The organism is Billgrantia sp. C5P2, assembly GCF_051062895.2.
This window is the reverse complement of record NZ_CM128542.1, coordinates 1,988,776-2,013,583: the sequence shown is the minus strand read 5'-3', so window position 1 is coordinate 2,013,583 and position 24,808 is coordinate 1,988,776. Positions and strand designations below refer to the sequence as shown.

Sequence of the window (24,808 nt, the reverse complement as noted above, 5' to 3'; positions counted from 1 at the left end):
TTATTACCGCCAGAGCCGCTCTTCCACCCGCTCCAGAATCTGTCGGCTGACTTTGTGCACCAGCGGCTTGGCCGCCTTGGTCACGGCTTTTTCGACCAGGCGGTTGCGTATGGCATACGTCAGCGTGAAGTGGACTTCGGTACCCGCCTCCACCGGGCTGAGCCGGTAGCAGCCCTGGTTGTGAACGCCATCCACCGATTCCCAGGCCAGCATCTCGGGTGGCCGGTTCTCGGTGATGGCCACCTCGAAGGTCCAGTCCATGCCCACGGCATGCACATGCCAGCGATAGCGTTCGCCGCCGAGCGGCTCGATCGCCTTGATCAGGTCGGAGTAGTCGACGAAGTCCTCGACCCGTTCCAGCAGGGCAAATACCCGCTCCGGCGGGGCCTTGAGAATTGCGCTGTGTTCGATCGTGGCCATGCGGTTCCCTATACTGCTGTACGACGCTAAAATGCTCCACTTTCATTCCGCAGGTTACTCGTCCTGCTGATCGATAGCTAACGCGAATAGCTAATCTTCGCTTACGCAGGCATTGGTTCGGATGCGCTCAGCAATTCGACACTTTCTGAGTATATCGACAGTTCCGAACAAATAGCCGAGCGAGATGAAGCGCCACATTTTTCCTCTGAGGTAGTACATGCCCACACCCAAGGTCGGTTTCGTCTCACTAGGCTGCCCCAAGGCACTGGTGGATTCCGAGCGTATCCTGACCCAGCTGCGCACCGACGGCTACGAGATCGTGCCCAGCTATGACGACGCCGACGTGGTGGTGGTCAACACCTGCGGCTTCATCGACAGCGCCAAGGCCGAGTCGCTGGATGCCATCGGCGAGGCCATCGCCGAGAACGGCAAGGTGATCGTCACCGGCTGCATGGGCGTGGACGAAGGCGCCATTCGCGACGTTCACCCCAGCGTGCTGGCGGTGACCGGCCCGCAGCAGTACGAACGAGTCGTCGGTGCCGTGCACGAGGCGGCGCCACACAACCATCGGCACGACCCGCACCTCGACTTGGTGCCGGCCCAAGGCGTGAAGCTCACTCCGCGCCACTATGCCTACCTGAAGATCTCCGAGGGCTGCAACCACAGCTGCAGCTTCTGCATCATTCCCTCCATGCGCGGCAAGCTGGTGAGCCGCCCGGTAGGCGATGTGCTGCGCGAGGCCGAGGGGCTGGCCAAGGCCGGCGTGAAGGAGCTCCTGGTGATCTCCCAGGATACCAGCGCCTATGGCGTGGACCTGCGTTACGCCCCCAGCGAATGGCGCGGCCGCGAGGTCAGGACACGGCTTACCGAGCTGTGCGAGGCGCTCTCGGAGTTGGGCATTCGCGTGCGGCTGCACTACGTCTACCCCTACCCTCACGTGGACGAGCTGATCCCGCTGATGGCCGAGGGCAAGATCCTGCCCTACCTGGACATTCCCTTCCAGCACGCCAGCCCCAAGGTGCTCAAGGCGATGAAGCGCCCCGCCTTCGAGGACAAGACCCTGGCGCGCATCAAGCGCTGGCGCGAGCTGTGCCCCGAACTGACCATCCGCTCGACCTTCATCGTCGGCTTCCCCGGCGAGACCGAGGAGGACTTCCAGTACCTGCTCGACTGGCTGAGCGAAGCCCAGCTCGACCGCGTGGGCTGCTTCCAATACTCTCCGGTGGAGGGCGCGCCGGCCAACGAGCTGGGCCTGGAGCCGGTACCGGATGAAGTGAAGCAGGAGCGCTGGGAGCGCTTCATGGCTCACCAGCAGCAGATCTCCGCCGCCCGACTCGAACGCAAGATCGGCCGCGAGATCGAAGTGCTGGTGGACGAGGTCGACGAGGAAGGCCCGATCGGCCGCAGCGAAGCAGATGCCCCCGAGATCGACGGCATGGTGTTCCTGGATGCCAAGCGCACCGTGCGCCCGGGAGATGTCGTCCGAGCACGCGTAACCAACGCCGATGAATACGATCTCTGGGCAGAGGTCATAGAAGAAGAGAAACCGGTGAAGTTCATGGACTTCTACTCGGCATAAGCGATAGCCAGACGCAAAAACGCCACCCTAGGGTGGCGTTTTTCTTGGCTGTAAAGCCTGGTTCGGGCTCCGCGAACGGAGCCCGAAGGACGATCAGTCCTGACCCATCTGCTGCTTGATGAGGTCGCCGATGGTGGTCGGGCCACCGGTCTCGACTTCCTGCTCGCGCAGCTTCTTCAGGTTCTGACGAGTGTCGTCCTGGTCCTTGGCCTTGATCGACAGGTTGATCGCGCGGTTCTTGCGATCGACGCTGACGATGCGGGCTTCGACGGTGTCGCCTTCGCTCAGCACGTTGCGCGCATCTTCGACGCGGTCGGCGCTGATCTCGGATGCCTTGAGTACGGCAACGACATCAGTGGCCAACTCGACGTGGGCTTCCTTGGCATCGACTTCGACCACACGGCCGGAGACGATGGAGCCCTTGTCGTTGACGGCCAGGTACTCGGCCACCGGGTCGGAGTCGAGCTGCTTGATACCAAGCGAAATGCGCTCACGCTCCGGGTCGATGGAGAGAATGACGGCTTCGGCTTCGTCGCCCTTCTTGAAGCGGCGCACGGCTTCTTCGCCGGTCTCGGACCAGGAGAGGTCGGAGAGGTGAACCAGGCCGTCGATGCCGCCTTCCAGACCGATGAAGATTCCGAAGTCGGTGATCGACTTGATGGAACCGGACACACGGTCGCCCTTGTTGTACTGGGCGCTGAAGGTTTCCCACGGGTTCGGCGTGCACTGCTTGACACCCAGGGAGATACGACGACGCTCTTCGTCGATGTCGAGGATCATGACATCCACTTCGTCGCCGATGTTGACGACCTTGGACGGGTGGATGTTCTTGTTGGTCCAATCCATCTCGGAGACGTGAACCAGGCCTTCGACACCCTCTTCCAGCTCGGCGAAGCAGCCGTAGTCGGTGAGGTTGGTGACGCGAGCCGGAACCACGGTACCCTCGGGGTAGCGGTCCTTGATGTTGACCCACGGATCTTCGCCCAGCTGCTTCAGGCCCAGGGAGACGCGGTTACGCTCGCGGTCGAACTTGAGCACCTTGACGTTGATCTCGTCGCCCACGGCCACGATCTCGCTCGGATGCTTGATGCGCTTCCAGGCCATGTCGGTGATGTGCAGCAGGCCATCGACGCCGCCCAGGTCGACGAAGGCACCGTAGTCGGTCAGGTTCTTGACGATACCAATGATCTGCTGGCCTTCCTGCAGGGTGGCGAGCAGGGCCTCACGCTCGGCGCTGTTCTCGGCTTCGAGCACGGCACGGCGGGAAACGACGACGTTGTTGCGCTTCGGGTCGAGCTTGATGACCTTGAAGTCGAGTTCCTTGTGCTCGAGATGCGTTGTGTCGCGCACCGGACGCACGTCGACCAGGGAACCCGGGAGGAAGGCACGGATGGAGTCGATGTCGACGGTGAAGCCGCCCTTGACCTTGCCGTTGATCACGCCCTTGACGATTTCTTCTTTCTCGAAGGCCGCTTCCAGGATCTTCCACGCTTCGGCGCGCTTGGCCTTCTCGCGAGACAGACGGGTCTCGCCGAAACCGTCTTCGACGGCTTCCAGGGCGACGCTGACTTCGTCGCCAACGGCGATGGTGAGTTCGCCGTTATCGTCGCGGAACTGCGCCGCGGGAATCTGCCCTTCAGACTTCAGGCCGGCATTGACGGTGACCCAGTCACCCTCGATGTCGACGACGGTAGCCGTGACGATGGCGCCCGGCTCCATGTTGATGTCCTGCAGTGACTGTTCAAACAGTTCAGCAAAGCTTTCGCTCATGATTTTCCTACGTGATCAACGGTGTTGAGGCGTTGCCGCCTTCTCCGCACCACCAGCGAGTGCGGGCCTTATTTACCAAACCCCCGGCGATGTTAGCGCTGGTTGGACCTGGCCGGGCTTGCAAGAGTGAATTGCCCGACCATGCCATGACATCCGTCCGAGGGCGCCGCAAGGGAGATCAAGTCTCGGGGACGAGGCCGCGCTCGGCGAGCCACTCCGTCAACCGTTCCACCACTTCCGGTATCTTCAGGCTCGTGGTATCAAGCGTTATGGCATCAATGGCCGGCTTGAGAGGAGCCACGCTGCGCTGCATGTCGCGTGCGTCGCGTGCCTGAATTTCCTTCAAAAGACTCGATAGACTAGCATCCACCCCCGCCTCCTGCAACTGAAGGTGGCGCCTGCGCGCACGCTCTTCGGAGCTGGCCGTGAGGAACACCTTGAGTTCGGCATCGGGGAAGACCACGGTGCCCATGTCTCGCCCGTCGGCCACCAGCCCGGGGGGCTTCCTGAAGTCTCGCTGGCGCTGCAGCAGCGCCTGGCGCACGCCATTCAGCGCGGCGACCTGGGAAGCGGCGTCGCCTACCTGCTCGGTGCGGATTTCGTGGCTGACGTCGTCGCCTTCGAGCAGCACACGAGTCTTGTCCTCCTCGGCCACGAAGACCACGTCGAGTTCGGCGGCCACCCGCTCCAGCGCCGGTTCGTCATCCAGCACCAGGCCGCGGCGCATGGCGGCCAGCGCCGTCAGGCGATAGAGCGCACCACTGTCGAGCAGGTGCCAACCCAACCGCTCGGCGACCAGGCGGCTGATGGTGCCCTTGCCGGCGCCTCCGGGCCCGTCGAGGGTCAATACCTTCGCCGCTTCGCTCATGCCCCCACCTCTTTCTCCTCGTGGACCCTGAGACCCACCACCCGGGCAAGTTCCGTGAAGCCGGGGAAGGAGGTGGCGACGTTGGCGCAGTCGTCGATGACGATCTCTTCGCCGGCGCGCAGCGAAGCCACCACGAAGGCCATGGCAATGCGATGGTCGCCCAGGCTGTCGATGCGTCCGCCGCCGTAGGCCACTTCGCGATCGCCGGCACCGATAATGTCGATGCCATCCTCGCGCAAGGTGTGCTCGACACCCAGGGTCGCCAGGCCATCGGCCATGGCCTGGAGGCGGTCGGATTCCTTGACCCGCAGCTCCTCGGCGCCGCGCAGGCGGGTGGTGCCTGTGGCGCAGGCGGCGGCAATAAACAGTGCCGGGAATTCGTCGATGGCCAGCGGCACCTGATCGACGGGGATGTCGATGCCCTTGAGCGGTGCATAGCGGATGTGCAGGTCGGCCACCGGCTCGCCGCCCACTTCGTGCTCGTTGGTCAGGCGCAGGTCGGCGCCCATCAGCTTGAGGATGTTGATCACGCCGATACGCGTGGGGTTGATGCCGACATGCTCGAGCATCAGGTTGGAGCCCGGCGTGATCGCCGCGGCCACCAGGAAGAAGGTGGCGGAGGAGATGTCCGATGGTACGTCGATGGGCGCGGCGGTCAGCTTGCCACCACCGCGCAGCCAGCAGGTATCGCCCTCGCGGTGCACCTCATAACCGAAGCCGGTCAGCATGCGTTCGGTGTGGTCGCGAGTGGGCGCCGGCTCGCGCACACGGGTCTCGCCTTCGGCATAGAGCCCGGCGAGCAGCAGGCAGGATTTCACCTGGGCGCTGGCCATGGGCATGTCGTAGCTGATGCCACGGAGCTTCTGGCCACCGTGGATATTGAGCGGCGGGCGCCCGCCATCGGCGGTATCGATCTTGGCACCCATCAGCCGCAGCGGATCGGCCACGCGGCCCATGGGGCGTTTGGTCAGCGAGGCATCGCCGATGAGCTGGGTGTCGAAACGCTGGCCCGCCAGCAATCCGGCGAACAGGCGCATGGCGGTACCGGCGTTGCCCACGTAGAGCGGCCCGGAAGGCGCCTTGAGCCCGTGCATGCCCACGCCGTGCACGGTGACCCGGCCCTGGTGAGGCCCTTCGATGGCCACGCCCATTTCGCGGAACGCCTGCAGGGTAGCGAGGCTGTCCTCCCCTTCCAGGAACCCCTTCACTTCTGTGACGCCTTCGGCCAGCGCCCCGAGCATGATCGAGCGGTGGGAGATCGACTTGTCGCCCGGCACGCGGATGCGGCCGGCGACACGGCCACCGGGCGTGGCCCGGAAGGTGAGTTTGCCTTGTTCTTGCATCTGGTATTCCGCCTGATAACTGGTCTGGTTCAGGAGAGAGTCGAAATAGTGCCGTGCGTGGCTGGCACGGTCGAAAATTGAGAGCATAGCATCGCCGTCGCCCGCTTCCACTGCCTGACGCAACCGGCCGAGCCCCGCCTCGAAGTCGTCGAGGGAGGCCAGCACCGCATCGCGATTGGCGGTGAAAATGTCGCGCCACATGACCGGATCACTGCCGGCAATGCGGGTGAAGTCGCGAAAACCGCCGGCGGCGTAGCGGAAGATTTCCAGCCGCTCGTCCTGACGCGCCAGGGTATCCACCAGCGAGAAGGCGAGCAGATGCGGCAAATGGCTGGTACGCGCCAGCACCTGGTCGTGCCTGTCGACCTCCATCTCCAGCACCTCGGCGCCACAGGCACGCCACAGTGCCCGAACCCGGGCTACGGCGGAGGAAGCGGTCTCGGCGCTGGGGGTGAGGATCACCTTGTGATTGACGTAGAGCCGAGGATCGGCCGCCGCCACACCGCTCTTCTCGGAACCGGCGATGGGGTGACCCAGCACCAGGCCGGCGGGCAGGCTACCGAAAGCTGCCAGGGCGCAGTCGCGCACCGCGGCCTTGGTGCTGCCTACGTCGGTGATCACTATCCGCGGGGCTTCGCCTTCCAGCGCCTCTCGCGGCAGTGCCGCGGCGAGTTCGGCCATCACACCCTGCATGGCCAGTACCGGCACGGCCAGCACGATCAGCGTAGCGCCCTCCACCAGCGGTGTGAGCCGGGTGTCGCCATGATCGATCAGGCCCATCTCGATGCCGCGCTCGATCTCGCTGGGGTCCGGGTCGCATGCGGCTATTTCAACCGGCCCGAAGCCGCCGGCTATTTTAACCGACCCGAAGCCGCCGGTAGTGTCGCCACCATAGCCAGCGGCCCGCAGTGCTGCTGCCAGCGAGCCGCCGATCAACCCCAGGCCGACGATGAGGATGCGCGCGTCACTCGGAGGTGTCGTACCGCCCACCACGCTTACAGCACACCTACTGGGTAGGAACCGAGCACCTTGACCTCGGAGGCACGCAGGCGCACTTCCTCGAGCACGGCGGCGACCCGGGGCTCGTCCACGTGGCCCTTGAAATCGATGAAGAAGACGTAGTTCCACACCCCGGTGCGCGAGGGACGCGTCTCCAGGCGCGTGAGATCGATGCTATGGCGATGAAACGGCTCGAGCAGATCGTGCAGCGCACCGGGCTGGTTGCGCATGGCCACCACGATGGAAGTCTTGTCCTCGCCGGACATGGGCACGTGCTGGCTACCGATGATCAGGAAGCGCGTGGAGTTGTCGGGGCGGTCCTCGATCTTCTCGGCCACCTTCTCCAGGCCGTAGAGCTTGGCCGCCATGTCACCGGCGATGGCGGCGCTGTGCCATTCGCCCTTGATCATGCGCGCCGCCTCGGCGTTGGACGAGACCGGCACCCGTTCGGCACGGGGATAGTGGGCGTCGAGCCACTTGCGACACTGCGCCAGCGACTGCGGGTGCGAGTAGACCCGCGAGACCTTGTCGCGCAGCGTGGTGTCGGCCACCAGCAGATGATGATGGATACGCAGTACCACCTCGCCGCAGATGCGGATCGAGGAGTCCATGAACGAGTCCAGGGTGTGGCTGACCACGCCCTCGGTTGAGTTCTCCACCGGCACCACGCCGTAGTTGACCGCTCCCGCCTCCACTTCACGGAATACTTCGTCGATGGCGGCCATGGGCATGCTCACCGCGCTCTCGCCGAAGTGCTTGAGCGCGGCCTGCTGGGTGAAGGTGCCCTCGGGGCCGAGGTAGGCCACCTTGGTCGGCTGCTCCAGGGCCAGGCAGGCGGACATGATCTCGCGGAACAGCCGCGCCATCTCCTCGCTGTTGAGCGGCCCGGGGTTGAGCTCCATGATGCGGCGCAGCACCTGGGCCTCGCGTTCGGGACGGTAGAAGACGGCCCCGGGGTCGCTCTGGGTCTTGACCTCGGCGACCTGCTTGGCGCACTCGGCGCGAGCGCTGATCAGCCGCAGGATCTCGTTGTCGAGCGAATCGATACGCTCACGCAGCGAGTCGAGATTGGTGGGGGTTTCGTCGGTCATGGCTTATCCCCTGCGTTGCTCGAAGTCGGCCATGAAGTCGATCAGCGCATCGACGGCCGCTTCGGGCACGGCGTTGTAGAGGCTCGCCCGCATGCCGCCAACGCTGCGGTGGCCCTTGAGGTTGAGCAACCCGGCCTCGTCGGCCTCGGCCAGGAACGGCTTGTCGAGGCGATCGTCGGCGAGTACGAAGGGTACGTTCATGCGTGAACGGTTACGCGGCGCGATGGGGTTGGAATAGAGGCCACTTTCATCGATCGCCGCATAGAGCTTGGCCGCCTTGCGCGCATTGAGCGTGGCCATGGCATCGAGCCCGCCAATGTCGTGCTTGAGCCACTGGAACACGAGCCCCGCCAGGTACCAGGCATAGGTGGGCGGGGTGTTGACCATGGAGCCCGCTTCGGCCACGGCCTGGTAGTCGAACAGGCTGGGAATGCGTTCGCAGCGCCGCTCGAGCAGGTCGTCGCGCACCAGCACCAGGGTCAGGCCCGCGGGGCCGATATTCTTCTGTGCCCCGGCGTAGATCACACCGAAGCGTGACACGTCGAGCGGCTCGGACAGGATGCTCGAGCTGTAATCGCATACCAGCGGCACGCTGACGTCGGGAATGTAGTCGAACTCGAGCCCACCGATGGTCTCGTTGGCGGTGTAGTGCAGGTAGGCCGCGTCATCGGACAGCACCAGGTCCGCCTGGGCCGGCACCTCGCTGTGACCGCTGGGTTCACTGGAACCCGCCATGTGGACCGCAAAGCCAAGATGCTTGGCTTCCGCCAGCGCCTTCTTGCCCCAGATCCCGGTGTACAAGAAATTGGCCGTGCCGCCCTGCCCCAGCAGGTTCATCGGCACCATGGAGAACTGCAGGCTGGCGCCGCCCTGCAGGAACAGCACCTTGTAGTTCGCCGGCACGGCGAGCAGCTCGCGCAGGTCGGCCTCGGCCTGCTCGGCGATGGCCACGAACTCGGGCGAGCGGTGACTCATCTCCATCACCGACAGCCCGCGGCCGTGGTAGTCGAGCATCTCTTCCCGCGCGCGCTCCAGCACCGCGGTGGGCAGCGCCGCAGGACCGGCGCAGAAATTATAGTGGCGTGTCATCAGCGTCGTGGTTCCGTTCTTCTCATGTCATAGCCATGCGTTAGGCGAAGTGAGCGCCCTAGCAGACGATGAGCTATCCCGGCGACCAGCCTGCGCGAGGGCGCTGTGAACCCCTCCCTGGGCGCTACTTTTGCCATCCATGGCAAAAGACCCTCGCTTCGACTGGCCCCCGGTGCTCATCGCTCGGCATGGTGCGGCAAGCCTTTATTCGTCGTTCCGGAACTCGTCCGTGGCGCCATTCTCATCCGCGCCCTGCTCCGGCGAATCCGCTCCATCGGACGGAGCTGCCTCTTCACCCTCCCCTTCGATGATTTCGCTCTCGACCTCCTCCGGCTCGTCGATGCGCACGGTCTTGACCAGCTTCTCGTCGTTGCCCAGGCGGATCAGCATCACGCCCTGGGTGTTGCGCGAGGTGATCGAGACTTCATCGACACGGGTACGTACCAGGGTGCCGCGGTCGGTGATCAGCATCATCTCGTCGGCCGAGTAGACCTGCATGGCCGCCACCAGGGAGCCGTTTCGTTCGCTGGTCTGCATGGCGATCACGCCCTGGCCGCCGCGCCCGCGCAGCGGGAATTCCTCGAGCCGGGTACGCTTGCCGTAGCCGTTCTCGGAAGCGGTGAGGATGTAGATCTGTCCGCCATTGCCGTTCTCCAGCGCAGCGCCCTCTTCGGCTTCCGTCTCGCTGTCGGCGTCGGCATCGATCTGCTGGCTCTGGGGGATGATCAGGCTGATCACCTCGGCCCCACCGAGCAGCCGCATGCCGCGTACACCGCGGGCGGTACGGCCCATGGCACGCACGTTGGTCTCTTCGAAGCGGATCGCCTTGCCATTGGACGACAGCAGCATCACGTGGTCATTGCCCGAGGTGATGGCGGCGCCCACCAGGCGATCGTCTTCCTCGATGTCGATGGCGATCAGACCGACGCTGCGCGGACGCGAGAACTGGTCGAGGCTGGTGCGCTTGACCGTGCCCTTGGCGGTGGCAAAGAAGATGTAGCAGTCGGGGCTGTAGTCTTTCACCGGCATGATGGCGTTGATCGCCTCGCCTTCATCCAGCGGCAGCAGGTTGACCAGCGGCTTGCCGCGCGAGCCGCGGCTGGCGGCCGGCATCTCATAGACCTTGAGCCAGTAGACCTTGCCCTTGTTGGAGAACAGCAGTACGGTGTCGTGGGTGGAGGCCACCAGCAGGTGTTCGATGACGTCTTCGTCCTTCATCGAGGTGGCCGACTTGCCGCGACCGCCACGGCGCTGGGCCTGGTAGTCTGAGAGCGGCTGGGTCTTGGCGTAGCCGGTACGCGAGACCGTGACCACCATGTCTTCCTCGGCGATCAGGTCCTCGATGGAGAGGTCGAGGTGGCTGGCCTGGATCTCGGTACGACGCGGATCGCTGAACTGGTCGCGCACCGCGGCGAGCTCCTCGCGGATCACCTCGAGCAGGCGCTCGCTTGAGGCCAGGATCGCCATCAGTTCGGCAATCTTCTCGAGGATGCCGAGGTACTCGTCGAGCAGCTTCTCGGTCTCGAGGCCGGTCAGGCGATGCAGGCGCAGCTCGAGGATGGCCTGGGCCTGGGCCGGCGAGAGGCGGTATTCGGTGCCGCTGGTATTGAGGCCGAAGCCCTCTTCCAGTTCCTCGGGCTTGCACGAGGTGGCACCGGCGCGCTCGAGCATGGCGGTGACCTGGCCGGGCGGCCATACCTTGTCGAGCAGCTTCTCCTTGGCCTCGGCGGCGCTCGGCGAGGCCTTGATCAGCTCGATCACCTCGTCGATGTTGGAGATGGCAACGGCCAAGCCTTCGAGGATGTGCCCACGCTCGCGGGCCTTCTTCAGCTCGTACAGGGTGCGCCGGGTGACGACTTCACGGCGGTGACGAATGAAGGCCTCGAGGATCTCCTTGAGGTTGAGGATCTTGGGCTGGCCGTTCTCGATGGCGACCATGTTGATGCCGAAGACGTTCTGAAGCTGGGTCTGGGCGAAGAGGTTGTTGACCACCACTTCGCCGGATTCGCCGCGCTTGACCTCGATGACCACGCGCAAGCCGTCCTTGTCGGACTCGTCGCGCAGCTCGGCGATGCCTTCGATCTTCTTGTCCTTGACCAGCTCGGCGATCTTCTCGATCAGCCGCGCCTTGTTCACCTGGTACGGCAGTTCGGTGACGATGATGTGGTCGCGGCCGGTCTTGTCGTCGTGCTCGATGGTGTGGCGGGCACGCACGTAGATGCGACCGCGGCCGGTACGGTAGGCCTCGAGGATGCCGGCGCGGCCGTTGATGATGCCGGCCGTGGGGAAGTCGGGCCCGGAGATGTACTCCATCAGGTCGTCGACGGTCAGGGTGTAGTCGTCGATCAGCGCCAGGCAACCATCGATGATTTCCGCCATGTTGTGCGGCGGAATGTTGGTGGCCATGCCCACGGCAATACCCGAGGAGCCGTTGATCAGCAGGTTGGGCACCTTGGTCGGCAGCACGTCGGGAATGCGCTCGGTGCCGTCGTAGTTGTCGACCCAGTCGACAGTGTCCTTGTCGAGGTCGGCCAGCAGCTCATGGGCGAGCCGGGCCATGCGCACCTCGGTGTAACGCATCGCCGCGGCACTGTCGCCGTCGATGGAACCGAAGTTGCCCTGGCCGTCGACCAGCACGTGGCGCATGGAGAAATCCTGGGCCATGCGCACGATGGTGTCGTAGACCGCACTGTCACCATGGGGGTGGTACTTACCGATGACGTCGCCCACCACACGGGCCGACTTCTTGTAGGGCTTGTTCCAGTCGTTGCCGAGCTCGTGCATGGCGAACAGCACGCGCCGGTGCACCGGCTTGAGGCCGTCGCGCACGTCCGGCAGTGCTCGGCCGATGATCACGCTCATCGCGTAGTCGAGGTACGACTGCTTCAGTTCGTCCTCGATGTTGACTGGCAGAATTTCTCTGGCGATGTCACCCATGGGTCGTCGAGTCCTTTGCGCTACAGCGATTTGGCGCCAAGAAACACTCCACGAATGCCTGCGCGAGCGAATCGCTGCGTTACGCGGTGCTCGGAACCCTCACATATACCCCATATGCTCTGTTTGACTCGAAGCCTTCGGCTTCTCGCCCCTCCGGGGTCATCCTACGGATGCTTGTCGCTATGCTCGGTTCTGCGCTCCGGGCGCCTTGCGCTTCATCTCGCTCGTCGTTTCGTGCAGCGTTTCTCCTGATACGGAGCGCCATTAACAGCCTGCCATCATACCACTTCGACAACACAAAGGCAGCGTGCTGGAACGTGCAAAGGCGCAGATCATGGCCCGCGAGATATTGTTGTTGCTTATGTTTCTTTAGGCAGGATCAACGGCTCCAGGGCTTGACGAATCTCCCCTTCGATGGCCATGGACTGCTGAGCTCGCACGTCGAGCAGCACGAAGGTGAGATCGACATCGGTGACCTGCTGGCCGTCGTCGATGCGGCGAATCTCCTGGTACATGCGTGCACTGCGACTGCCGAGCTCTGCCACACGGGTGAGCACTTCGAGATCATCGCCTGCCACCGCCGCCTGGCGATAGTTGATGTTGAGGTTGACCGCCACCAGCGCCGGGTTGCCGGAAGCGAAGTGCCGGGCAAGCTCGGGGCGGTCGTCGAAGTAGCCCCAACGCCCTTCTTCGAGAAATTCCAGGTAGCGGGCGTTGTTGACGTGCCCGTAGCCATCCAGATGGTAGCCACGTACACGCAGAGTGACGCGGGAAATGCGGTTGTCCATGGGTGCTGTCTCTTCTCTTAATCTCTCAAGGGGATGATCCCGCTCGATTCTAGGCCGGTCATCGCGCCGAATTCAAACAACAGTTTGAATTTCCACTATGCCAGGTCGAGCTTTTGCCACTGGAACCCACGGGTCCCCTTCGCCATAATATGCGTCCTTTACGCTCAGGAAATGCGCTATGTGGTTCAAGCACTTGCACCTTTACCGCCTGCACGGGTCAGCGGAGATTCCCGCAGCCGACCTGGAAGCCGCCTTGGCCGAGCAGGCGGCACGCACGCCCGGCAGCCAGGAGGCCAGGCGCGTGGGCTGGTGCCCGCCCGCCGGGCGCGCCGGCACCGCACTGCTGCACGAGCTGCAGGGGCAACGCTTGATGACCATGCTGCGCCATGAACGGCTGCTGCCCGCCGGCGTGGTACGCGAGGAGCTGGAAGAGCGCGGCGCCGAGATCGAAGCCCGCGAGGGCCGCAAGCTGCGCCGACAGGAAAAGCAGGAGCTCAAGGAGCAGATCTACGAAGAGCTGCTGCCGCGCGCCTTCATCCGCAGCCAGAAGGTCGACCTGTGGTGGGACACGCGGCGCCACCTGATCGCGGTGAATACCAGTTCGCGCAAGCGCGCCGAGGAGGCACTGGACCTGTTGCGCGAGACCCTGGGCAGCCTGAAAGTCACGCCGCTGGCGACCCAGACCCTGCCCATGCGCGCCATGACCCAGTGGCTTGCCGAAGAGGACTCTCGCCCCGCCTCGCTGCAGCTTGGCGACCAGGTCGAACTCAAGGCCAAGGGCGACGACGGCGTACTGCGCGCCCGTCAGGTTGACCTGGACAGCGACGAGATCCAGCAGCTGCTCGCCACCGGCCGGCAGGCCAGCCGCCTGGCGGTGGAGGTCGAAGGCCGGCTCGCCTATGTATTGCACGACGACCTGACGCTCAAGTCGCTGCGATTCAGTGATGCCCTGATCGACGAAGCAGGCGAGATCGAGGACGATGGCGATGCTATCGTGCGTCTCGAAGCCGACTTCATGCTGATGGCCCAGGCCCTGGCCGAAGAAGTCGAACAATTGATTGCCTGGCTGGGCGGTGAGGCCAATGCCGCTCCCCAGGCTAGTGCATGACCCAACCCGGCAACCAAGACACACCGATGACTAACACCGCGACAGGTATGACCTCAACGGATCCCTGGGCCGACATCCGCCCCTATCGGGACGACGAGGTAGCGGCAGTGCTGGAGAACCTGGCGACCAACCGGGAGCTTCTCGATGCCCTGACCCGCTACCGGCTGCCACGACTGAGCCGAACGCTGCCCTGGCTGGCACGAGCTCTGGCCTCCTATGCCATTCGCCGAGAAACGCGCGACGTGGCCAGCGTGCTGGACTTCCAGATGCGCGTGGCCCACTACATGGCGCGCATGATTCGCACCTCCACCGACGATTTTCGCGTCGAGGGGCTTGAGAACCTGAATCCGGACACCGCCTACCTGTTCATCGGCAATCATCGCGATATCTCCTTGGATCCGGCCTTCGTCAACTACGCATTGCACCAGGCGGGGCGCGATACGGTGAGAATCGCCATCGGCGACAATCTGCTCAAGAAGCCCTACGTGACCGACCTGATGCGGCTCAACAAGAGCTTCATCGTGCCACGTGCCCTGCGCGGCAAGCGCGCCATGCTGGCGGCCTACCAGAATCTCTCGAGCTATATTCGCCATTCGATCACCGAGGACAACCACTCGATCTGGATGGCCCAGCGCGAAGGGCGCGCCAAGGACGGCATCGACCGTACCGACACGGCGATCATCAAGATGCTGACCATGGCCAGGCGCCAGGAGGACCGCAGCGCCCCCATCGGCGATGCCATCGCCGAGCTGCGCATGGTGCCGGTGTCGATCAGCTATGAGTACGACCCTTGCGATCTGCAGAAGGCACGCGAACTGCATGCCATCCATAGCGAGGGGCGCTACGAGAAGAGCGAATTCGAGGACATCAGCTCCATCGTCGCCGGCATCACCGGCCACAAGGGGCGGGTGGAGCTGCGCTTCGGCGAGCCACTCGGTACCGGCTTCGACACCCCGGAGGCGGTAGCCGACGAGATCGACCGCCAGGTGGTCGGTGGCTATCACCTCTTCCCCAGCCACTACCTGGCATTGGAGGCGCTGGGCGATGCCCCGGAGCTGCTGGACATGAGCGAGGTCAGCGACGTCGACCGGGCACGCTTCCAGGCGCGCCTGAACGAGGTGCCAGCCGAGCTGCGCCCCTGGTGGCTGGCCCAGTATGCCAACCCCGTGCGTCACAAGGCGGCGAAGCTCGCCGGCCACGACCTGACGTCATCGTGAACACGCACACTCACCGGCCACCCGATCGCGGCGCCCAGACGCGAGAGGCACATCGGGTCACCCTGATCGGCGCCGTGGTCGATCTTGCGGTTGGCCTGCTCAAGCTGGTGACCGGCATGCTGGTCGGCTCCGCCGCCCTGATCGCCGACGGCATCCACTCCTTCTCCGATCTGGTGACCGATGCCTTCGTGCTGGCGGCCACCCACTTCGGCCGCCAGGCACCCGATAGCGATCACCCTTACGGCCACGGCCGGATCGAGACGCTCGCCACCCTTTGGCTTGGCAGTGTGCTGATCTTCGTCGCCGGCGGTATTGCCTGGGCCAGCCTGACCCGGCTGATGGCCGGCGAGCCGATTCCCGCCCCTGGCGGTTGGGCCATCGCGGTGGCCGTGGGCTCCCTGCTCGCCAAGGAGTGGATCTACCGTTACACCCTCGCCGTGGCGAAGCGCGTGCGCTCGCGGCTGCTGGAAGCCAACGCCTGGCATTCACGCTCGGATGCGCTCTCTACCGGAGTGGTACTGATCGGCCTGGTGGCCGCCCAGTTCGGCGCCGGCTGGGTCGATGCCGTGGCCGCCATCATCGTCGGCGTCATGGTCGGCCAGGTAGGTTGGCGGCTGCTGTGGGAATCCGGCCGCGAGCTGATCGACACCGCCCTGCCCGAAAGCGACCAGGGGAAGATGAAGGTCATTGCCGAGGCGGTGCCCGGCGTGGACAGCGTGCACGACCTGCGCACCCGCTCGGTGGGCAGCCATGTGGTACTCGACTTGCACATCGTGGTGCCGCCGCGACTGACCGTTTCCGAAGCGCATGAGATCGGCAATGCGGTGAGCCGGAAGCTGCGCAACGCCTACCCCGAACTGGCCGACGTCACCTTCCATATCGACCCCGAAGACGACTCCGAGCAGATCGAACACAGCCTGCGCCCCGGCCTCCCCCTGCGCCAGGATGTGGAAGGCATGCTCGAAACCGCATGGCAGGGTTGCAGCGCCTGGCAGAACCGCGTTGCCCTCGACCTGCACTATCTCGCCGAACAGATCGATGTATCGGTCTACGTGCACGAATTACCGCCCCAGCAGAGCCTGGAAGATGCCGCCCGCGAATTACGCGGGGCCTCCCGGGAGCTGACCTGGGTGGGCAGGCTGCGAGTGTGGCAGGGGCCGGGTAAGGGCTAGGCAGTCTCGCCTGCCCTGTGCCCGCCAAGTCTTAAGCCGCGCTCCACTATTCAGTACGTGAAACGTCATCTCTATCGTACTGGCATCGTGCTCCTCTATACTCGCTGAATAGCTTACATTCCTTAACACGCTTTCGGCGCGCTTGATGACGCATCGCCCTACCCCACATGGACTCAGCCCCAGGCCCAGCCGCCGCCGCTTCTTGGCCGGCCTGGGAGGGCTCTTGCTGGCCGCAGGGTTGGGGTTTTCGCCGGCGACGCTCGAAGCAAGGATCGATCGCGCGCGATTGCGCGACAGCATGCAGCGCCTGTATGGCAGCTCGGGCCTCGCCATTCTCGAAGAGTGGTTCGCGCTGCTCGACCGGCTGCAGGGTGCCGGCCTCGACACTCAACTGCGCGAGGTCAATGATTTCTTCAATCGCCGGGTGCGCTGGCTCGAGGACGTCCAGATCTGGGGCGCCGAGGACTACTGGGCCACTCCGCTGGAAACCATGGGCAAACGCCAGGGCGATTGCGAGGACTATTCGATCGCCAAGTACGTGACGCTCAAGGAGCTCGGCGTACCCGGCTCTCGACTACGCATGATCTACGTTCGTGCCCGCCTTGGCCGCAGCCAGATCGTGCAGGCCCATATGGTGCTGGGCTACTACGAAACGCCGACGGCGGTGCCCCAGATACTCGACAACCTCGTGCCTTCGATTACCCCCGCCACTCAGCGTACCGATCTTGACCCGGTATTCAGCTTCAACAGCGAGGGCCTGTGGGCCGGCAGCTCCAGCCAGTCGCGTGCCGATCCGGTGGCACGATTGTCGCGCTGGCGCAACGTGATCGAACGCATGCAGCAGCAAGGATTCATCTGATGATACGGCCACACAACAAGAAACGATCGACGCAACGGAACGAACCAGGGCGTTCATTCCCGGGGGGAACGAAGACATGTCATTGATCAAGCAGCTCTGGCTGACCATAACGACCCTGCTGCTGTTGGCTTTCGTCGGCAGCCTGCTCATCGGCGTGACCAGCAGCCGTCACTACATCGAGCAGGAAATAGAGATCAAGAACAACGACAACGCCAATGCCTTGGCGCTGTCGATGAGCCAGATGGAGAAGGACCCCGTCATCCTGGAGCTGCTGCTGGCCGCCCAGTTCGACACCGGGCACTATCAGCGCATCGAGCTGCGCGACGCTGAGGGAGAAATCATCGAGCAGCGCACCGCCGGCGAACATGTCGACGACGTGCCTGCCTGGTTCGTCGAGCTGGTTCGTTTCGACGTGCCTGCGGGCCATGCGGTGGTACAGGACGGCTGGCAACAGTACGGCACCCTGGAACTGGAAAGCCAGCACAGCTTCGCCTACCGCTCGCTATGGCGCAGCACCCTGGAGCTGGCCGGCTGGTTCGCCCTTGCCGGCGTCGTCAGCCTGCTGCTGGCAAGCTGGATCGTCAGTACCATTCGTCGCCCGCTGCGAAACGTGGTCAGCCAGGCCCAGGCCATCGGCCAGCGCCGCTTCATGATGGCAAGCGAGCCGCGTACGCGGGAGCTGCGTGAGGTGGTGCAGGCCATGAACCAGCTCTCATACGCCGTGCGCCAGATGCTCGGCGAAGAGAGCGACAAGCTCGACCAGCTACGGCGCCGCATGCAGCACGACCCTGTGACGGATACGCTCACCCGCACGCCCTTCCTGGACCAGTTGCAGGCGCACTTGAAAAGCGAGAAGGACGATGCCAGCGGCACCCTGGCCCTGGTGCGTGTCGCGCGCCTGGCCGAGCTCAACCAGCAGCTCGGACATGCGGCAACCGATACGCTACTGGTTCGGGTCGCTCGGCGCCTGGATCAGTTGGCCAACCTATACGGATACGGCACGGTGGGACGCCTCAACGGCAGCGATTTCGCCCTGACCCTACCACGTCATCACGATCTTGAAGCACTCGGAAACGATCTGGCGGAGCGCCTGCACAGCCTAGGCGAGGAGCTTGGGGCTGTTGTGGCTATGCCCTCCGCCCTATGCCAATACCATCAGGGCGAGAGCCGCACCCAATTGCTGGCCAGTCTCGACGGTGCGCTGGCCGCCGCCGAAGCCCGCGGCGGAAACAGCCAGGAAATCATCGACCAGCCTGCCAGCAATGTACTCTTCACGAACCATGACGAGTGGCGCGAAGCGCTGACGGAAGCCCTCGAACAAGGCGTATTCCTGGCCCACTATCCCGTACTCGATGCGCAGGGCCAGTTGATTCACCACGAGGTGCCCTCGCGCCTGCGCCTGAAGGGCGAATGGCGCCCAGCGGGCGTGTTCCTGCCCTGGGTATCGCGCCTGGCCATGGCGCCCTCGCTCGATCTGGCCGCAATTACGGCTGCAATTTCTGATGTGGAGACTAGCGGTAAAGCGGTGGCGATCAACCTTTCTCCCGATTCGCTCAACGATGGCCACTTCGTCGGCGAGCTGCTCTCCCGCGTACGGGCGCACCAAAGCATTGCCGATAAGCTGTGGTTCGAACTGCCGCAGTCCGCTGCCATACAGCAACCCCAGGCGCTGAAGACGCTCTGCCATGCCCTGCTGGGACTAGGCTGCCGGGTTGGCCTGGAGCATGTCGGCACCCAGTTCGGCAAAATCGAAGGGCTGCAGGACCTGGGATTGAGCTTCTTGAAGATAGAAGGTGCACTGAGTCAGGAGATCGAGAGCCGCAACGATCAGCAGAGCCTGCTGCGCGGCATGGCTACGCTGGCCCACTCCCTTGGCATCATGGCCATTGCGGAAGGTGTCGAGAGCCAGGAAGCCGCAAAGACCCTCTTCGAACTGGGGCTGGACGGGGTCACGGGACCGGGGATACGCCATCGAGAAGGCAGCGGCGAGAGCGGGGCCTGACAACTGTGCGACATGACGAGGCCGGCAGAAGCCGGCCTCGTCGTTTCAATCTTGCCGTTTCCATGCAAAGCGTCAAATGATGCCATCGTCACCATCGGACATCAGGCCCACGCTGTTCCTGCGCTTACGTAGCGACTGACGCTCCATCAGCTTCTGCTGGGCCGGCTCGGGCAGATCGGTGAAGCTAATCACACCCTTGTCCATCAGCACGTTGATCACGTCCTCGAGTACCCGCACGAAGGCCAGGTCGGACTTCGACAGTGCCAGGTTCTCGGCATCCCCATCTTCCGAGACGAAGCTCTGCAGCTCGGGTGAAGACGGCGGCACGAATTCACGGCACTCTGCTGTCGCCTCACGGCTCACCTGCACGACCTGCCCCGATTCGTTGCGCTTGATGTACATGGTTTTGCCCTTGAATGATCCTTACGTAGAGTAACAAACGCCCTGCCCGGTGTCTCCAGGCAGGGCGAGGGTCTAGCTCAACGACATGTCACTGGTCGATGTGCAACTGGCCATTCTCCAGCATTTCCTGGAGGAAGTCCGCTGAGCTGACTTCTCCCATGCTGTAGTTCTCCAGCACGATCACCTGGGTGGCATTGCTGCCGTCCACGTTGATACCGCCTTCGTGGTTGATGTAGAGCACGGTATCCGAGCCCTGCTGAGCCGCGACGATGAAGCTGTCGATGGTCTCGACTCCTTCATTTTGCAGCAGGTCCGCCAGATCCAGTACATCTTCACCATGGCCGAAGTCCTTCACGGTATCGATGGCCGGTGCGCTCGTCGTGCCCTGATCGCCGAAGTTCCACTGGAACACATCGTCGCCATCGCCACCGATCAGGGTGTCGTTGCCCGCCCCGCCGATGAGTGTGTCGTTGCCCGCGCCGCCCGATAAGGTCTGCGCACCCGCACCACCCGCAATGATGTTGTCATCGGCGTTCCCGCTCAGCTCATTGCTGTTCTGCACCGTGACGCTCAGCGACCCAGTCACGCTATCGCCGTCCGCATCCGTTGCGGTAAACCCGAACTCCAGGTTTTTCGGCACCCCGTCGTCCAACGTGAAGGTCGATATCGAGGTGATCCGTACCGAGGTACTATGCCCAGCGACGAGGTCGACATAGTCGATGTAAGTGCCGGGCGAGGCAGTGATGAACAGGCTTCCATCCACCAGCGAGGCGGATGTTGCAATACCCGTCAGACTGGTGCCATCGCTGAGTTTCACCGTATACGCTACGGTTTCACTGCCATCCAGACCGTTGATGCCGATCTTGGCGACGTAGGCCAGGTTCACCGTGCCGCTGGCGCCCTCGTTGTCGAAGTCGAGGCGCATTTTCTCGCCTGTTTCGAACAAGTTGTTGCCAATGCCCATCCCTTGGGTGCTGGGGTTGACGTTGCCGCTCCCGGTGATCTTGACCGACCAAGCCTTGGCACTTGCGTTCGAGCCAAAGGTGCCGTCTTCATAGATGAAGTAGGCAAGCTGCGGACCGCTGGCCCCTACCGAGCCCTGGAGGTTGGAGTTGAGGATGGCCAGGTCCAGGGGCTGGAACTGCTCATAGGTGTAGGTGCCGTCCGGATGTGCAGTCAGCTTGAACACTGCCTGACCGCCTGCCGTTGCAGTCAGCACGCTACCGCCAGCCGACAGTTGGTAGGTAACTGCCTTGCCGCCCGATGTAAGCCCTGCCGGCGGCGTGCCGGAAAGTGTCACGCTGCCGGGGAAGTCGGCGCCGATATCGGCGAGTGTGCCTGTAAAGCTGACACCGATGGCATTCAGCGAGACGGCATTGGTGACATTCAGTACCGGGGCGTCGTCGATGACGGCAATGGACAGGTTGGCGCCGCCGCTGCTGCCTCCCACGCCGCTTACGCCCAGCGCCACGCTGTCGATCAGGGTGCCATCGGTGCTGCTGCCGGGGGCGCCGTGAGCCTGGGCTTCACTCAGGGTGTAGGTGTAGCTGACGGTGCCCGCCGTGGCTGATCCGCTGTAGCCGGTCAGGTAGAGCATGCCCATGGAGGTCACGATGCCCACCGAGGGTGAGGCGGCCGTGAAGCCCTGCAATTGAGCCAAGGTGAACGACTGACCGCCCACCGTGACGCTGGTGATGCCGTCAGTCGCCGCCACCTGGAAGCTGCCGCTGGCACTCTCGCGAGTATCCGCCTCGGAGGTCAGGCCGGCTTCATGGACGGTGCTGTCGGCTCCGCTGACGTTGACCGTCACCTGGGCACTGTCGTTGGCGCCCTGAATGGCAAGGGACAACGTCGCGCTGGCAGTGTCGCCATCGGCATCGGTGATGGTGTAGCCGAGGTTGAAATTCAGCAGGTCGCTGGCATTCAGCGCCTGTACCGCGGCCAGGCTATTGTCGAGGGTGAAGCTCCAACTGCCGTCGGTGTTCAGCACCAGAGTGCCGTACTTGCCAATCTCGGCCAGCTCTTCGGCACTGACGTTCCAGCTCACGCTGGCAGTGCCACCGACGGGGCCGTCGGCGCCAAAGCTGTCGTTGACGAGCACGTTGCCGCTGAGTTCATTCACCGCGGCGTCTTCGGTGACGGTGCCACCGTTGTCGTTGGCGGCCACGGGCACGTCGTCGACGATGTCGACGGTGAAGCTGTCCGTGGCGGTGCTGCCGTCGCTGTCGGTGACCACCAGGGTGAAGCTGTCGCTGGTGGTGTCGCCGCTGGTGGCGCCGTTCAGGGTGTAGGTCCAGCTGTAGCTGCCACCCGCTCCCGGCGTGACCACCAAGCTGCCGTGGCTGCCCGTGACCGTGCCGCCACCGGTGACGTTGACGCCGTTGATGACCAGGCTCGCCAGGCCGTCGTTGCCGGTGTCGAGATTGAAGGTGCCGCTGGTGACGTGGGAGCCGTCACCCGCCGCACTGCCGTTCGGCAAGCCGGCTTCGTCGACGCTGTCGCTGTCGGCGTTGATGGCGATGACCGGTACGGAGTCGGGCGCGACGGTCACGGTCAGGGTGGCGCTGGCGGTGTCGCCGTCGGCGTCGGTGATGGTGTAGTCGATCACCGCGTCGCCTTCGAAGCCGGGCGCCGGGGTGAAGGTGACCTGGCCGTTGGCCGCGAAGCTCAGCGTGCCCTGGCTCGGGTTGCGCAGGCTGGCCGCGGTCAGGGTGGCGCCGTCGGCACCAGCGGTGTCGTTGGCCATCACGTTGACGGTGATGGGGGTGTCCTCACCGGTGCTGGCGGTGTCGTCACGCGCCACGGGCACGTCGTCGACGATGTCGACGGTGAAGCTGTCCGTGGCGGTGCTGCCGTCACTGTCGGTGACCACCAGGGTGAAGCTGTCGCTGGTGGTGTCGCCGCTGGTGGGGCCCGTCAGGGTGTAGGTCCAGCTGTAGCTGCCACCCGCTCCCGGCGTGACCACCAAGCTGCCGTGGCTGCCCGTGACCGTGCCGCCACCGGTGACGTTGACGCCGTTGATGACCAGGCTCGCCAGGCCGTCGTTGCCGGTGTCGAGATTGAAGGTGCCGCTGGTGACGTGGGAGCCGTCACCTGCCGCACTGCCGTTCGGCAGGCCGGCTTCGGCGACGCTGTCGCTGTCGGCGCTGATGGCGATGACCGGTACGGAGTCAGGCGCCACGGTCACGGTCAGGGTGGCGCTGGCGGTGTCGCCGTCGGCATCGGTGATGGTGTAGTCGATCACCGCGTCGCCTTCGAAGCCGGGCGCCGGGGTGAAGGTGACCTGGCCGTTGGCCGCGAAGCTCAGCGTGCCCTGGCTCGGGTTGCGCAGGCTGGCCGCGGTCAGGGTGGCGCCGTCGGCACCAGCGGTGTCGTTGGCCATCACGTTGACGGTGATGGGGGTGTCCTCACCGGTGCTGGCGGTGTCGTCACGCGCCACGGGCACGTCGTCGACGATGTCGACGGTGAAGCTGTCCGTGGCGGTGCTGCCGTCACTGTCGGTGACCACCAGGGTGAAGCTGTCGCTGGTCGTGTCGCCGTCGGTGGCGCCGTCCAGGGTGTAGGTCCAGCTGTAGCTGCCGTCGACGAGCGTGACGACCAGGCTGCCGTGGCTGCCCTGCACCGTGCCGCCGGCGGTGACGTTGACGCCGTTGATGACCAGGCTCGCCAGGCCGTCGTTGCCGGTGTCGAGATTGAAGGTGCCGCTGGTGACGTGGGAGCCGTCACCCGCCGCACTGCCGTTCGGCAAGCCGGCTTCGTCGACGTTGTCGCTGTCGGCGTTGATGGCGATGACCGGTACGGAGTCGGGCGCGACGGTCACGGTCAGGGTGGCGCTGGCGGTGTCGCCGTCGGCGTCGGTGATGGTGTAGTCGATCACCGCGTCGCCTTCGAAGCCGGGCGCCGGGGTAAAGGTGACCTGGCCGTTGGCCGCAAAGCTCAGCGTGCCCTGGCTCGGGTTGCGCAGGCTCGCCGCGGTCAGGGTAGCGCCGTCGGCACCGCCGGTGTCGTTGGCCATCACGTTGACGGTGACGGGGGTGTCTTCGCCGGTATTGGCGGAGTCATCAAGGGCCCGGGGCGCATCATCGACGATGGTAAGCTGGAGCGTGCCCGTAGCACTGCCGCTACTGCTGGACACGGTATAGACCAAGCTGGCAAGCGCTTCATCCATCCCCTCCCCGTGCAGCAGGCTGTTGACCTGGGTCACGGTAAAGGCACCGGTGGAGGGATTGATCTCGATGCTGAAGATGGTGATACCACGAGCTTCGGAAACCGCCTGCAACGTACTGGTGCCGGCATTCCAACTGAACGTGAGCGTCTCGCCGCCAACCTGAAGTACCACTCCATCCATGGCAGCGAAAGTCACCGTGCCGCCACTGCCGGAACCAAAGGTAAAGGGCAGTATGCCGCTGGCTACCGAACCCGGCTCGTTCAACGTTTCTATATCGAGCAGCGTGGCATCGAAGCTTTCCGCAGTCGGTGCAATGACCACGGGTACTTCCGGCTCTTCCACTTCCGTTTCCGCCAGCAGGAAGGCTCCGCCCTGTTCTTCCGGCGGCCCACCCAAATCGTTCAAGCCGAAGTTGAATATAAGAGGATCCACATCTTCGGCAATGCGCGCCAGTCGTACGAAGCTGTGGCCACCGTCGGCGGCACCACCGGGGCCAGCCCCGGCTGCCGTGGCATCGAGCACGTCGAGTAGATCGATCGACTCGTCATCCAGCGCCGCCAGCAACGCTTCGAGATCCTCGTCGAGGGCAGCGAATTCACTCGCATCGACCGACTGGTCGGCACCAAGCTCTTGTGTCATGACGACCTGCTCGCCACCCTCGATCAGGGTGGGGTCGAGGTTATCGCCAAAGTCGAGCTGCACATCCCCTCCATTGGACGTGACAACGGTTTCTCCTTCCTGCAGCGCGTCTCCGACGCGCAATTCACGCAGGTTGCCCGAGGCATCACGAGCCCAGGCCTGACCGGAGATGGACAGAACGATTGCAATAGACATGAGGGTATACCCCGCAAAGTGGAAGAACTTTTCACGAGGCTCGCCACGGCCAAACGGTCCGTGCCTGGAGGGGCGTGCTTAATGCTGAGTATGAGCCAAAGCCTACAACGCGATATTGGACCGTAGTACAGGGTGAAGAAAAAAGTTGGGGTCGGTCAATAA

16 protein-coding genes are annotated in these 24,808 nt (G+C 64.1%); 6 read left to right on the top strand and 10 right to left on the bottom strand.

Going from position 1 to position 24,808, the window contains the following annotated elements; translation table 11 throughout:
- Positions 1 to 3: 3 nt before the first annotated feature.
- Positions 4 to 420 carry an SRPBCC family protein gene (locus ACRWQA_RS09215; protein ID WP_263580135.1) on the bottom strand — a complete coding sequence of 139 codons (417 nt, stop codon included), beginning with the start codon at positions 418 to 420 and terminating at the stop codon, positions 4 to 6.
- Positions 421 to 637: 217 nt separating this feature from the next.
- Here ACRWQA_RS09215 and rimO point away from each other — a divergent pair, with 217 nt between their 5' ends.
- Positions 638 to 1,999, top strand: coding sequence for a 30S ribosomal protein S12 methylthiotransferase RimO (gene rimO, locus ACRWQA_RS09210; protein WP_434228413.1), 1,362 nt, complete (start codon positions 638 to 640; stop codon positions 1,997 to 1,999).
- A gap of 93 nt (positions 2,000 to 2,092) precedes the next feature.
- Here the strand turns inward: rimO and rpsA are convergent, their stop codons facing one another.
- From rpsA to ACRWQA_RS09175, 7 genes are all read right to left on the bottom strand, one after another.
- Entirely contained in the window at positions 2,093 to 3,769 is a 1,677-nt protein-coding gene (rpsA, locus tag ACRWQA_RS09205) for a 30S ribosomal protein S1 (RefSeq protein ID WP_263580137.1), read from the bottom strand.
- 178 nt (positions 3,770 to 3,947) lie between these two features.
- Positions 3,948 to 4,637: a (d)CMP kinase gene (gene cmk / locus ACRWQA_RS09200; protein WP_434228416.1), complete on the bottom strand. Its 690-nt coding sequence runs from the start codon at positions 4,635 to 4,637 to the stop codon at positions 3,948 to 3,950.
- On the bottom strand, positions 4,634 to 6,973 hold the full coding sequence (locus ACRWQA_RS09195) for a bifunctional prephenate dehydrogenase/3-phosphoshikimate 1-carboxyvinyltransferase (protein WP_434228418.1): 2,340 nt from the start codon (positions 6,971 to 6,973) through the stop codon (positions 4,634 to 4,636). The genes cmk and ACRWQA_RS09195 overlap by 4 nt, the downstream gene beginning before the upstream one ends.
- 2 nt (positions 6,974 to 6,975) lie before the next feature.
- Positions 6,976 to 8,070: a prephenate dehydratase gene (gene pheA / locus ACRWQA_RS09190; protein WP_434228419.1), complete on the bottom strand. Its 1,095-nt coding sequence runs from the start codon at positions 8,068 to 8,070 to the stop codon at positions 6,976 to 6,978.
- A 3-nt stretch (positions 8,071 to 8,073) separates the two neighbouring features.
- Complete coding sequence (serC, locus tag ACRWQA_RS09185) at positions 8,074 to 9,159, bottom strand: 3-phosphoserine/phosphohydroxythreonine transaminase (RefSeq protein WP_434228421.1); 1,086 nt, start codon at positions 9,157 to 9,159, stop codon at positions 8,074 to 8,076.
- Between the two features lie 204 nt (positions 9,160 to 9,363).
- The gene (gene gyrA / locus ACRWQA_RS09180; RefSeq protein ID WP_434228423.1) at positions 9,364 to 12,096 is read right to left on the bottom strand and encodes a DNA gyrase subunit A; all 2,733 of its coding nucleotides are present in this window, start codon (positions 12,094 to 12,096) and stop codon (positions 9,364 to 9,366) included.
- A 359-nt stretch (positions 12,097 to 12,455) separates the two neighbouring features.
- On the bottom strand, positions 12,456 to 12,884 hold the full coding sequence (locus ACRWQA_RS09175) for an acyl-CoA thioesterase (protein WP_434228424.1): 429 nt from the start codon (positions 12,882 to 12,884) through the stop codon (positions 12,456 to 12,458).
- 178 nt (positions 12,885 to 13,062) lie between these two features.
- On the opposite strand from ACRWQA_RS09175, the gene ACRWQA_RS09170 reads away from it, so the two are divergent.
- From ACRWQA_RS09170 to ACRWQA_RS09150, 5 genes are all read left to right on the top strand, one after another.
- Complete coding sequence (locus ACRWQA_RS09170) at positions 13,063 to 13,992, top strand: recombination-associated protein RdgC (protein WP_263580144.1); 930 nt, start codon at positions 13,063 to 13,065, stop codon at positions 13,990 to 13,992.
- 26 nt (positions 13,993 to 14,018) lie between these two features.
- Entirely contained in the window at positions 14,019 to 15,209 is a 1,191-nt protein-coding gene (locus ACRWQA_RS09165; RefSeq protein WP_263580145.1) for a 1-acyl-sn-glycerol-3-phosphate acyltransferase, read from the top strand.
- On the top strand, positions 15,206 to 16,381 hold the full coding sequence (locus ACRWQA_RS09160) for a cation diffusion facilitator family transporter (RefSeq protein ID WP_434228425.1): 1,176 nt from the start codon (positions 15,206 to 15,208) through the stop codon (positions 16,379 to 16,381). Before ACRWQA_RS09165 ends, ACRWQA_RS09160 begins: the two co-directional genes overlap by 4 nt.
- A 145-nt stretch (positions 16,382 to 16,526) precedes the next feature.
- The gene (locus ACRWQA_RS09155) at positions 16,527 to 17,240 is read left to right on the top strand and encodes a transglutaminase-like cysteine peptidase (RefSeq protein ID WP_434228427.1); all 714 of its coding nucleotides are present in this window, start codon (positions 16,527 to 16,529) and stop codon (positions 17,238 to 17,240) included.
- Between the two features lie 76 nt (positions 17,241 to 17,316).
- The gene (locus tag ACRWQA_RS09150; RefSeq protein WP_434228428.1) at positions 17,317 to 19,242 is read left to right on the top strand and encodes an EAL domain-containing protein; all 1,926 of its coding nucleotides are present in this window, start codon (positions 17,317 to 17,319) and stop codon (positions 19,240 to 19,242) included.
- A 72-nt stretch (positions 19,243 to 19,314) separates the two neighbouring features.
- On the opposite strand, the gene ACRWQA_RS09145 is transcribed toward ACRWQA_RS09150, so the two are convergent.
- Positions 19,315 to 19,644, bottom strand: a complete 330-nt coding sequence (locus ACRWQA_RS09145) for a tryptophan synthase subunit beta like protein (protein WP_263580149.1) — start codon at positions 19,642 to 19,644, stop codon at positions 19,315 to 19,317.
- 88 nt (positions 19,645 to 19,732) lie between these two features.
- Positions 19,733 to 24,646 carry a retention module-containing protein gene (locus tag ACRWQA_RS09140; RefSeq protein ID WP_446326273.1) on the bottom strand — a complete coding sequence of 1,638 codons (4,914 nt, stop codon included), beginning with the start codon at positions 24,644 to 24,646 and terminating at the stop codon, positions 19,733 to 19,735.
- Positions 24,647 to 24,808 lie beyond the last annotated feature (162 nt).